Annotated in this window: 12 protein-coding genes; 11 read left to right on the forward strand and 1 reads right to left on the reverse strand. The window is 26.5% G+C overall.

Annotation, left to right across the window (positions count from 1 at the left end):
- Positions 1–21: 21 nt before the first annotated feature.
- Positions 22–1512, reverse strand: a complete 1491-nt coding sequence (gene wsfD / locus CP523_RS11210) for a glycan biosynthesis hexose transferase WsfD (RefSeq protein WP_120140860.1) — start codon at positions 1510–1512, stop codon at positions 22–24.
- Between the two features lie 265 nt (positions 1513–1777).
- On the opposite strand from wsfD, the gene CP523_RS11215 reads away from it, so the two are divergent.
- From CP523_RS11215 to CP523_RS11260, 11 genes are all read left to right on the forward strand, one after another.
- The gene (locus CP523_RS11215) at positions 1778–2554 is read left to right on the forward strand and encodes a DUF4116 domain-containing protein (RefSeq protein WP_120140861.1); all 777 of its coding nucleotides are present in this window, start codon (positions 1778–1780) and stop codon (positions 2552–2554) included.
- A 17-nt stretch (positions 2555–2571) separates the two neighbouring features.
- Positions 2572–3657 (forward strand): AAA family ATPase, encoded by a 1086-nt coding sequence (locus CP523_RS11220; RefSeq protein ID WP_066677049.1) that lies wholly within the window; start codon positions 2572–2574, stop codon positions 3655–3657.
- A gap of 35 nt (positions 3658–3692) precedes the next feature.
- Positions 3693–5027 carry a vWA domain-containing protein gene (locus CP523_RS11225; RefSeq protein ID WP_066677048.1) on the forward strand — a complete coding sequence of 445 codons (1335 nt, stop codon included), beginning with the start codon at positions 3693–3695 and terminating at the stop codon, positions 5025–5027.
- A 93-nt stretch (positions 5028–5120) separates the two neighbouring features.
- Positions 5121–5780 (forward strand): hypothetical protein, encoded by a 660-nt coding sequence (locus tag CP523_RS11230; protein ID WP_066677047.1) that lies wholly within the window; start codon positions 5121–5123, stop codon positions 5778–5780.
- 275 nt (positions 5781–6055) lie between these two features.
- Positions 6056–7546, forward strand: coding sequence for a PTS transporter subunit EIIC (locus tag CP523_RS11235; RefSeq protein ID WP_066677040.1), 1491 nt, complete (start codon positions 6056–6058; stop codon positions 7544–7546).
- 69 nt (positions 7547–7615) lie between these two features.
- A complete protein-coding gene (locus tag CP523_RS11240) occupies positions 7616–8260 on the forward strand; it encodes an N-acetylmannosamine-6-phosphate 2-epimerase (RefSeq protein ID WP_066677038.1) in 645 nt (214 codons plus the stop codon).
- 147 nt (positions 8261–8407) lie between these two features.
- A complete protein-coding gene (locus CP523_RS11245) occupies positions 8408–9205 on the forward strand; it encodes a MurR/RpiR family transcriptional regulator (RefSeq protein ID WP_066677037.1) in 798 nt (265 codons plus the stop codon).
- A gap of 261 nt (positions 9206–9466) precedes the next feature.
- Entirely contained in the window at positions 9467–9919 is a 453-nt protein-coding gene (locus CP523_RS11250; protein WP_066677036.1) for a NanQ anomerase/TabA/YiaL family protein, read from the forward strand.
- A 204-nt stretch (positions 9920–10123) separates the two neighbouring features.
- Positions 10124–10324, forward strand: coding sequence for a hypothetical protein (locus tag CP523_RS16390; RefSeq protein WP_066677033.1), 201 nt, complete (start codon positions 10124–10126; stop codon positions 10322–10324).
- Complete coding sequence (locus CP523_RS16395; protein ID WP_242871379.1) at positions 10321–10542, forward strand: MurR/RpiR family transcriptional regulator; 222 nt, start codon at positions 10321–10323, stop codon at positions 10540–10542. Before CP523_RS16390 ends, CP523_RS16395 begins: the two co-directional genes overlap by 4 nt.
- A gap of 196 nt (positions 10543–10738) precedes the next feature.
- Entirely contained in the window at positions 10739–11608 is an 870-nt protein-coding gene (locus CP523_RS11260) for a methionyl aminopeptidase (RefSeq protein ID WP_066677031.1), read from the forward strand.
- Positions 11609–11774: the final 166 nt, after the last annotated feature.

Here is an 11774-nt window from a genome sequence, read left to right on the forward strand (position 1 = left end):
TAAAAGCAACTAGAAATATTTCTAGTTGCTTATTTTTTTATTGTGGTAAATTTTAGAAAATAGATTTTGTGCTTTTACTCCCAAAAATATTAAGCAAGAACAAAGTAAACTATCATAAGCAAGATTAATTAAAAATAAATGTTTACCGAAATCAGCTTCTCCAGACCCTATTACAGGTAATACTAATTGTGAGGCTCCTGCAGCTAATAGAAATAATAAAGTTAAAGTTAGTATTTTATATTCTCTATTTTTAAATTTAAAGAAATGGTAAATTAGAACTAATAAGTAAATAAGAGAGAATGTGAAAAATACGGTAAAGTTTCTAAGAATGCCTGGATACTTATTAATGAGGCTTACTCTAAAGTTATTTATTAACTTGTTGGTTGTATATTCCCCTTTATTAAAGTCTCTTTCTGATGATTTATGAAAATCGTAAGCATTTTCAGCAGAGGCTATGAATTTTTCAAAAGCTCTATTTGGATGCTTAGCATAGAATTTTAAGATTTTAGATAGTCCTATGTTAGGATAGAAATCCTTCATCATTTCATCACCTAATGGATCAAAGGCTAAACCTTTATCATAGAATCCTGAATTAGCTAATGGTGCAAATTTGGGATCTAAACCAAGGTCTATTAAATCTTCTTTAGGTGTTTCAGAACCTTTTAAAACTCCAGTAAATACAGCTTGATAAATATTATTTCTATTAGTATAAGTACCAATGGAAAAGAATGTTATTATACACATAGTAATTACTATTAATGATGAACTAAGTATAAGCTTCCTATATGTTGGATAAAACTTATATAAAGCAATGTAAATTAATATCATAAATATAAGTAAAGGAAGTTGTTGAGTCTTTGATGTTAAAAATCCAAAAGAAGCAAAAAATAAAAATAATAAATCTAATTTTTTAGGATTATCTTTATCAATTAAATTTAAAATACTGCCTATGAATAAAAATAAAAAGCTTATAGTAGTTGCTTCTCCAAAAAATGAATTAAAATAAGAAATATAAGAAGAATCAGTAAAGAATATTAAAATAAAAATTCCGCCAAATAATTTTCCTAAACTATTAATTTTAGAGTATTTTAAAATTAGATATACTCCTAATAAGAATATAAGTGAATAAAATATACCTACAGCCCTAATATCAAAATATTTAACTCCAAACATTAAAGCAAAAAGAGAAGGTATTTTTAAAAGCCAACAACCAAAAACCCAATCATTACACCATGGAATAAAAAAACCTGGACTTGATATTTTCCAAGTTTGTTGGAAGTACCCAGTATAAATTTCATCGTAAGAATTACCTAATGGACCTATTCCTAAAGAATTATACATTCTACCAAAGTCACCGTTATCAGCCTTTCCTATAACAGGGGTTAATACTAAGGTATAAATTAGATAACTAGATAGAAGAACTATAATAGCAAAAATAATATAATTAGATAATGAAGAATTATTTTTTAATTTCTTTACAGTCTTTTTTCTGCTTAGTTTATTAAAAGTCATATTTAAACTCCTTTTCAATTTATTCCAACAATAAGTCTAACAAATAAATTATAAATAGTCTAGAAAATAATGCTAAAGAGACCTAATATTAACTAAAGTATATAATTATATTTTAAAAATATTAAAATATATGTTGATGGTATTGAAAAAAATTACAAACAAAACAAGAATAATTATTTAATAATAGTAATTATCATTTAAAAGGTGTATAATATAGTTGATTATTTAAGAAATTTAAATTTATTAATAGAAGGAAGGCGTAATTTTGAAAGATAGTGATTTTAAAAAAGTATCTGATAATCCATTATACATAAGATATATAGATAACCCAAAGGATGAATTAATTTTTGAAGCTTTAAAGAAAAATGGTGCTGCAATAAAGTACATAAAAAACCCAAGTTTTGATATGAAAAAATTAGCCATTAAAAATAACCCTATGGCTATAGAATATATTAGTGAAATAGAAGAAGAATTAGCAATACTTTCTGTAAAATATTTATGGAATTCATTGAAATATATAAAGAATCCTTCAGATAATGTTATAAAAGAAGCTATATTTATGAAAGGATGGGCAATCCAATTTGTAGATAATCCATCAAAAGAAATACAGTTATTAGCTGTAAAAAGGGATTTTGATGCAATTAAATATATAAAAAATCCATCAGAAGAAGTACAATTAGCAGCTATAGAGAATTACTGGGGAGCAATTAGGTTTATTGAAAAGCCGACTTTGAGTGCTAGAAGAGAGGCGGTCAAAAGAGATGAGGAAGCTATAAATTATATTTCTTACACTTTAGATGAACTTAAAATATTAATTAGTGAAAATATTAATATAGTTAAATATGTATATGATTCTATAGATGTAGATATGGTTATAGATGTTCTTATAGGTAAAATTAATACAGATGAAGTAAATGAAAAATATATAAGAGATTTTTTAGAGTTAGAAATATTAGAAATGGATAAAGTCAATTTTATTAGAGAATACGGAAGCAAAAGGGCTAAAATATTGTTAGTTGACTATAAGTTAGCCAATGTTTAGGAAAGAAGGAACTTAAAATGAAATTTTCAGAAGCTATAAACACTGTTGAGTTAGTTTTAGAATCAGGGGACGTTCCCTTAATAATAGGTGAAGCAGGTATAGGTAAGACTGCTTTAATAAAAAAATTATCAAGTAAAAAAGAATTTTATTTAGTAACAATAGATGCAAATCTTTTAAAGGAAGGTGAGATAGGAGGATTACCAATAGTTGAGAATAGTAGAACAATTTATGCTACTCATTATAAACTTTTAGAGGTTGATAGAGCAATAAATGAATCTAAAAATAAGGGAGTTATATTATTTATAGATGAACTTAATAGATGTGAACATGCGGTTCAACAAGAATTAATGAATTTAATTTTAAATAGAGAAATAAATGGGTATAAATTAGATAAAGAAGTAAAAATTGTAGCTGCAATGAATCCTTCTAATAAATATGAGGGCTTTGAGGATAGTGACTATCAAGTTGTAGATATGGATAGGGCTCAAGAAGATAGATTTGTATGGATAGAAATGGATTCAGATGTAAAAGAATGGATTAAATGGGCTATGGGGAAAGAAAGAAATATTCATGAGCATATAATTGAATTTATATCAACATTCCCAGAGTACTTAAATAATCCTAGTTCAAGAGAAAGTGTCAAATCAAGTCCAAGAAGTTGGGAAAGAATAGGAAAATCCTATAATGTGTATAAAAATAGTAATGGAAAATTCTCAATTGATACTTTTTATAATGTAGTAAAGGGGAATGTAGGAGTAAATATTGCAACGGATTTTATAAATTACATAAAAAATACTAAAAGACCACTAATTAAAGCAAAAGAGTTATTTTCATATAATGTATTACCAATTGAATTAAAGGAAGAAATACAAAAGGAAAGTCATTCAAGATTATATATATTAGCTAAAAATTGCCTATCATATTTAGAAGAAAATAAAAATGATAAAGATATAAAGTTATTTGGAGATTTATTAATGGTTTATCCAAGAGATTTAAGACTTGGAATAATGAAAGAAATAAGAAGTGATGAGAGTAAAGAATTATATAAATTATTATTAAATGAAGATACCTTCTTAGAAGCATTTTTTAATATATATCAATAATGTATAAAAATAATGAGTTTTAAGGAGAGGATAATATGCATTTTAATGACGAAAGAGATAAACTTTTAAAAGAAGCTATAAAATTTGAGGGTAAATCTGATGTAACCAGTGAATTTAAAAGAAGTTTTTTTCATTTAATTGAAGGAATAATTGTTGAAATGCTAGAAAAAGAGGATAACTTTTTTGGACAATTTATGGTTAAAATTAAAAGAGATATAAGATTAGATATAACGTATCCTTTAGCAACTATACCTCAATTTGATGGGTTTAAAATGTTTTTTAATCCATTACTTTTTTTAAATTATGATAAAAAAGAGATGTGTGCTTTATTTAAGCATGAAATATATCATATAATGTATAATCATTATGAAGAGGAAAAGAAGCTCAAAAATAAATATACTACTATGGCAGTAAATTTAGCTCTAGATATTTCTATAAATCAATTTATAAAAGATTTACCTATGGAATCTTACAAAGTTGATAGAGTAAATAGAGAGTTCGGATTAAATTTAAAAGATGATAAAGTTGCTGAAATATATGCAAAAGAAATTGATAAAGTATTAAAAAGCAAACTTAACAATAAAATAGAAAGTAAAAATAGTAATATTGCTAGAGTTATAGATATATCCAAGGCACATGATATATGGTCAGACTCAAGTTTAAATAAAGATGCAATTAGAGGGATGACAAAGAAAACTGCAATAAGCTCATTTAAAGGGAAAATTCCCAAAGATATAGAAAAAATAATAATTTCCTATACAGAAAAACCTGAAATATCATGGCAAGACATATTAAAAAAACTTATACCATCTTTAAGAGCAGGAGAAAGGAAAACCATAACTAGAAGAAATAGGCGTCAACCAGAACGACTAGATTTAAGAGGAGTATTACCTAATAGCATACCTGAAATATTAGTAGCAATAGATATAAGTGCTTCTATTAGTGATGATGAAGTTCAAAAGATAATGATAGAAATATTAGAAATAACTAAAATGCGTAGAAATAAGATAACTATAATTGAATGTGATAATGAAATAAGAAGAGTATATAAAATAAAATCTAGAAATGATATTAAAAAAAGATTAAATAACACTGGGGCAACAAAATTCTCACCAATTTTTAGATTCATAAAAGAAAATAACCTGAGAAATCATATTTTAATATATTTTACTGATGGGGTAGGGGAAAAAGAGTTAGATACAAAACCAATTAATTCAAATATTATTTGGGTTTTAACAGGCCATGAAGAATTATCTTTAAATTGCTCATATGGACAAGTAAAAAGAATATCAGGGAAAGTAAATAAAAGTGAAGGCGGAAATAGTGGGCTAGAAATGTATAGGGAATTACAACACGATTGGGCAAGGTGATAAAAGGTTTTAAGCATTTACTTCCAGAAAAAAACCCCCTATAGAGTTTTTTCTGGAAATATGCTATACTAAAGATAAGCATGGGGGTGTTTTATGAAAGCTTTTAAATTTAGCAAGAACAACAGCATACTTTTTATAGTTGGTGTTTTATTGGTAAGTCTAATAGTAAACGTTTATATGTCTATTTTAAATACAAATTATAGATATGAAGTCAAGAAGCAATCATATAATAATATAGAAGAAATAAGACATAGAAATGAAAGTATATTGCTAATATTAGATCAAGGAATTAAAGCTGGAAGTATTTCTAACGAGGAATTATTAAATTTATATAAGGGTTATAACTCTATATCAAAGGCCTTAACAGATTTATGGTCTCAATATAATGATTATTCTAATCAAAGTTTTATTTCATTAAATAAAAAGACAATAAAAGATACTAAACCAAATGAGATTTGTGAAAGAATTGAATCTTTAGTGTTCGAATATTTAAATCTAGAAATGAGAACATTAAATGATAAATTAATTTTAAAGAACAAGGTTTTAAAAGATTTCGAAACCATGAAAAATATGTCTTCAGATTTAGAAGGATTTTATAAAGAATTTAATGAATTTGTATTAAAAACAACTGATGAGAGTAAGAGGAAAAGTAAATTTATAAAAAATGATTATTGGATAGATGCTCTTAATGGAATAAATAATACAATAGAGACGTATATAAATTATGATTTTACAATAGAAAAGTCTATTTAGTAATATAAGCTTCACATAAGTGAAGTTTTTTTTGATGTGTGAAAATTATTTTCTTATAAAAACATATTGCCAAAATTAATTTTATATGATATCCTTTACTTAGAAAGAAAATTATTTTTACAAACTATAATCACTAGAAAAAAATTTTCTGAACGGGGGAACAAAATGGGGTTCTGCACATACTATGAAAACGTTATTAATAAGGATATCTATCATGGTTTCCCAAGAGACAAAAGTAATAAATACTAAAGATTATTATTAGGAGGAGCAATAATATGTTTAAAAGCTTACAAAAAATCGGTAAATCTTTTATGTTGCCTATAGCTATTTTGCCAGCTGCAGGTTTATTACTAGGAATAGGTGGAGCATTATCTAACCCAAATACAGTCAATGCTTATCCATTTTTAAACATTTCATGGTTACAAGGTATTTTCAAAATAATGTCTTCAGCGGGAGATGTAGTATTTGGTAATTTAGCCCTTATCATGTGTATTGGACTAGCTGTAGGATTAGCTAAAAAGGATAAAGGAACAGCAGCATTAGCGGCAGCAGTTGCATTTTTAGTTATGAATGCGTCTATAAAAGGTATGATTAGTGCATTTAATCCAGATGTAGCATCAATAGATACTGGAGTTGTTGGTTCAATTATTATAGGATCAGTAGTTGCATATTTACATAATAAATATCATAACATCCAATTACCAGCTGTTTTAGGATTCTTTGGAGGTTCAAGATTTGTTCCAATAGTGTCATCATTTACATCAATATTTATTGGAGCTATATTCTTTTTAATATGGCCAACTTTCCAAGGTTGGTTGACAAATGCAGGAACTGCTATAGCAGGGTTAGGACCAGTAGGAACTTTTCTTTATGGATTTTTACTAAGATTAACAGGGGCTGTTGGTTTACATCATATGATTTATCCATTATTCTGGATGACAGAACTTGGAGGTGTTGCAACAGTTGCAGGACAAACAGTTGTAGGAGCTCAAAATATATTCTTTGCAGAATTAGCTGATCCAAATCATGTTGGATTATTCACAGAAGGTACTCGTTTCTTTGCAGGACGTTTTGCAACAATGATGTTTGGTTTACCAGCAGCATGTTTAGCTATGTACCATTGTGTACCAAAGGCAAAGAGAAAATTAGTTGGCGGATTATTTTTAGGTGCTGCAATAACTTCATTTGTTACTGGTATAACAGAACCAATTGAATTTATGTTCTTATTTGTTGCACCATGGCTATATGTAGTACATGCTGTATTTGATGGATTATCATTCTTTATAGCAGATATATTAAACATTTCAATAGGTAATACATTCTCAGGAGGAATTATAGATTTTACGCTATTTGGAGTATTACAAGGTAATGCAAAAACAAACTGGGTGTTAGTTTTAGCTGTTGGAGCAGTATGGGCAGTTTTATACTATGTAACATTTAGATTTTTAATTACTAAGTTTAATGTAATGACCCCTGGACGTGAAGAGGATAGTGAAGAAGTAAAAGTAGTTACAAAAGAAACAATAAAAGAAACAGCAGTAAAAGTGCTAGAAGCTTTAGGTGGAGAAGAAAATATAGAAGATGTTGATGCTTGTATAACAAGACTTAGAGTTTCAGTTAAAGATGTAAGTAAAGTTGATAAGGAAACTATTAAAGCATTAGGAGCTACTGCAGTTTTAGAAGTTAAAGGTGGAGTGCAAGCAATATTTGGTGCAATGGCTGATCCAATAAAACAAAGAATTAATGAAATAATTGGAGCAGAATAAGTATAATAGGAGAGCTAGATGCTCTCCTAAGTCTTGCTAAAAACAAATTTATATTATGGAGGAAATATTATGAATACAGGATTAATAGTATCATGTCAAGCATTAGATAATGAGCCATTACATAGTTCATTTATAATGAGTAAAATGGCTTTAGCAGCAAAAGAAGGTGGTGCAGTAGGTATTCGTGCTAATACTGTTGAAGATATAAAAGCAATAAAAAATGAAGTAGATTTACCTATAATAGGAATAATAAAAAAAGATTATGAAGGAATGATATCTTATATTACACCAACTATTAAGGAAGTTGAAGAGTTAGTAAATTCTAAAGTTGATGTAATAGCAGTAGATGCAACAATAAATCAAGATTTAGAATTTTTAAAGTCTTTAAAAAGATTATATCCTAATCAAAAGTTTATGGCTGATATATCTACAGTAGAAGAAGGGATAAGAGCAGCAGAAATAGGATTTGATTATGTTGGAACTACTTTAGTTGGGTACACAGAACAATCAAAGGGTGTAAATAATTTTGAGGTTCTTGAAAAGTTAATTAAAGAATGTAAAAAACCTGTAATAGCAGAAGGTAATTTTGATACACCAGAAAAGGCTAGAAAGGCTATGGAAATGGGAGCTTTTGCAGTAGTTGTAGGTGGAGCAATAACAAGACCACAGCTAATAACAAAGAAGTTTGCAGAAGAAGTTAAAAAAGCATTATAAATAAATTAAATATCAAGATAGAGGTAGAAAATAAAATTTATTATTATACCTCTATTTTATTATTTTAAGAATTTTATATAAACTTAAAGCTTATCCATAAAAATATGTTATTATATATATGAGAATTTAAATTGAGGTGAAATAAATTTGGACGTTTTATATGAGATTCAAAAGAAATATAATAGTTTTTCAGATAAAGAGAAAAATATAGCAGATTACATATTAAAAGAAAGTGAAACAATTAATAATATAAATATAACAGACTTAGCTAAAATAACTTTAACATCAGGTTCTACTATAACTAGGTTTTGTAAAAAAATATGTTGTGATAGCTTTGTAGATATGAAAATAAATTTAAGTTCTTTAAAGCGAAATGATGAATTGGAGCAAAAAGGGGTATTGGCAGATGTTTATTCGTATTATACAGAAGTTATAGAAAAAACTAGAAAGCTAATTTCAAAAGAGCAGATAAAAAAAGTCGTAAACGAGATTAAAAAAGCTAATAAAATATATATATATGGTGTTGGTAGTTCAGGTTTAACAGCTAAAGAAATGATGCAAAGACTTTTACGTATGGGGTTTAATGTATATAGTATTTCGGATCCGCACATGATGATAATAAATAGTTCCATTGTTTCAGAAAGTGATTTAGTAATAGGAATTTCTATTTCAGGAGAAACAGAAGAAGTGATAAACTCGTTAAAAATATCAAAGAAAAATGGTGCTAAAATAGTATCTATAACAAGTTTTGAGGATAGCCATATTACTGAGATAGGAGAATTAAATTTTATTGTATATAATGCTTTATTTGTAGATAAAAAAAGGTTTATAAATTCTCAATTTTCAGCAATGTATTTAATGGATTTAATTTCTATGCTTTTATTAGAGGATGAATTATTAGGACAAAATATGCAAAGAACTATTGATGCTATAACAAAAGAGTAATTATTTTAATTTATTAATTTAAATAAAGTAATTTTCAAAGTTATAACAAGAAAACCATAAACTTGATAAGAAAACCTTTTCGTGATATTATAAAAATATAAAAATTAAATTTTCTATATTAAGTCAAAATAAATTTGATAATTTGTGTAATATGTAAAAATATAGATAATTTATTTTGGAAAGAAGAAAATAATTTCGAAATTATAAATAGACAAACTTTTAATAAATATATATTTTAAATGGGAATTGGGAGGAGTATATATGATATATGGAAGCTTAAAGCATATGGATAGATATAATTTTTTAGATAGAGATATAATTGATTGTTTTAAATACACTATAGAAAAAAATCTATCTAATTTTGAAAAAGGTACTTATAAAATAGATGGGGATAATATGTTTGTAAACGTTGTTGAGTATGAAACACAAAATAAAGAAGATAGATTTTGGGAAGCACATAAAAAATATATTGATATACATCTAATGATTGAAGGAAAAGAAAAAATACAGGTTAATTCAATAGAAAATTTAGAAGCTAAAGAATACGAAGAAAAAAATGATTTTGTTTCTTTAGAAGGATTAGAAAGCGGATATGTAACTTTAAGGAAAGGTGATTTCTTAATATGTTATCCAGAAGATGCTCATATGACTGCTATAAAAGTAGATAATACTGAAAAAGTAAAGAAAGCAATTTTTAAAGTAATAATAAAATAGTTTAATTTTAAGGGAGTATTTAAAATACTCCCTTAAGTATTCTATAAAGCTTAAATATAGGAAATAACATACTAAAAGTTTTTATATACTTTTATATAAAGAAATAGTAAATAATTAATTAAATTTAATTGATACTGATTTAATGAAATAATAATTTCATGATAAAATATTTCTTATGTAAAAAGTTATGAGGATGTGAAAGCAATGAATATAATTGAACAGCTGAATTTTCCTAAATTTAAAGCAACAAAATTAGATAAACAATTAATAAATTATATTAAGGAAAACAAGGAAGAGGTTATATATAAATCTATTTCTGAAATAGCAAATGAAAATGACATAGGAGAAGCTACAGTAACTAGATTTACTCATTCAAAGAAAATGGATCTAAAATTATTTCAATAACTCAGAATAAACCATCTAGACTAAAAGATTTTTCAGATATAAATTTATCATATATTTCAGCTGAGACTATATTTAAAACAGGCGCGGTTTCATCAAAATTAGCACAAATATTTTTAATTGATTTAATATATACGCAAGTAGTTAAAGATATGGGTATGAAGGCTATAGAAAGAAAAGTAAAAACTACTGAAGCAATAAGTAAATTAAAAAATTTATAAAAGGAAGTAGATAAAGTTAATGAACAATAGAGAAACTTAAGTTTCTCTATTATTTTATGTGTATAAAATATTCTAAAATAAATAATATTGTAACATATAACCAAATATTAAAAATATGTTATTATATAATTAAGGTAATTTTTAAATATATGATAAGTATATAAAAATACTTTCATAAATGGAAAGGAAGAAAGAAATGAATTGTGATAGAAATGAAAAGTGCTGGTGTGGAAGTGGATTAAAATATAAGAAATGTCATATGGAAATAGAAGAAAAAATTCATGCACTTCAAGCCAAGGGATTCATTGTTCCTTCAAGGGATATTATAAAAAATAAGCAACAAATAGATGGAATAAGGGAAAGCGCAAAGATTAACAATGCTGTTTTAGATTTAGTTTCAAAAAATATAAAATTAGGAATGAGTACAGAAGAGATAAATAAAATAGTGCATGATTATACTGTATCTCAGGGTGCCATACCAGCACCTCTTAATTATGGTGGCTTCCCAAAGAGTGTGTGCACATCAATAAATGATGAAATATGTCATGGAATACCTAGTGAAGATATAATACTTAAAGATGGGGATATAATAAATGTAGATGTATCAACTATATACAATGGATATTATTCAGATGCTTCTAGAATGTTCATGATAGGAAATGTATCAGAAGAGGATAAAAGATTAGTAAAAGTAGCTAAAGAATGTCTAATAAAGGGTGTAGAAGCTGTCAAGCCATGGGGATTTCTAGGTGATATAGGAGCTACCATACAAGAGCATGCTGAAAAAAATGGATATTCAGTAGTAAGAGATTTTGGAGGCCATGGAGTAGGAATAAACTTTCATGAGGATCCTTTTGTAAGTCATGTTGGTAAAAAGGGAGAGGGTATGGTTTTAGTACCAGGTATGGTATTCACAATAGAACCAATGATAAATCAAGGAAGTTATGAATTATTTGTAGACGAGGATAATGATTGGACTGCAATAACAGAAGATGGTGGATATTCAGCTCAATGGGAGCATACCGTATTAGTAACAGAAGATGGTGTAGAGATATTAGCTAAATAAAAAAGAAGCGTATATACGGAGAGAATAGATAATTCTGTGTAATTATCATTTTTATTATTTTAATATTACTGGAAATTTTCATTTCCAGTAATATTTTTTTATATTTAAGAAATACTAATAATGTTTCTTATTACCTTTTTTAGTATTTCAAAAAAATCTAATAGTA

The sequence above is a fragment of the Clostridium septicum genome (assembly GCF_003606265.1).
In the GTDB taxonomy this organism is placed as follows: Bacteria; Bacillota; Clostridia; order Clostridiales; family Clostridiaceae; genus Clostridium; species Clostridium septicum.

Bases quoted from the DNA above. Each gene is read 5' to 3' on its own strand.
- wsfD (WP_120140860.1), bottom strand. From the start codon at position 1,512: ATGACTTTTAATAAACTAAGCAGAAAAAAGACTGTAAAGAAATTAAAA.
- CP523_RS11220 (WP_066677049.1), top strand. From the start codon at position 2,572: ATGAAATTTTCAGAAGCTATAAACACTGTTGAGTTAGTTTTAGAATCA.
- CP523_RS11225 (WP_066677048.1), top strand. From the start codon at position 3,693: ATGCATTTTAATGACGAAAGAGATAAACTTTTAAAAGAAGCTATAAAA.
- CP523_RS11230 (WP_066677047.1), top strand. From the start codon at position 5,121: ATGAAAGCTTTTAAATTTAGCAAGAACAACAGCATACTTTTTATAGTT.
- CP523_RS11235 (WP_066677040.1), top strand. From the start codon at position 6,056: ATGTTTAAAAGCTTACAAAAAATCGGTAAATCTTTTATGTTGCCTATA.
- CP523_RS11240 (WP_066677038.1), top strand. From the start codon at position 7,616: ATGAATACAGGATTAATAGTATCATGTCAAGCATTAGATAATGAGCCA.
- CP523_RS11250 (WP_066677036.1), top strand. From the start codon at position 9,467: ATGATATATGGAAGCTTAAAGCATATGGATAGATATAATTTTTTAGAT.
- CP523_RS16390 (WP_066677033.1), top strand. From the start codon at position 10,124: ATGAATATAATTGAACAGCTGAATTTTCCTAAATTTAAAGCAACAAAA.
- CP523_RS11260 (WP_066677031.1), top strand. From the start codon at position 10,739: ATGAATTGTGATAGAAATGAAAAGTGCTGGTGTGGAAGTGGATTAAAA.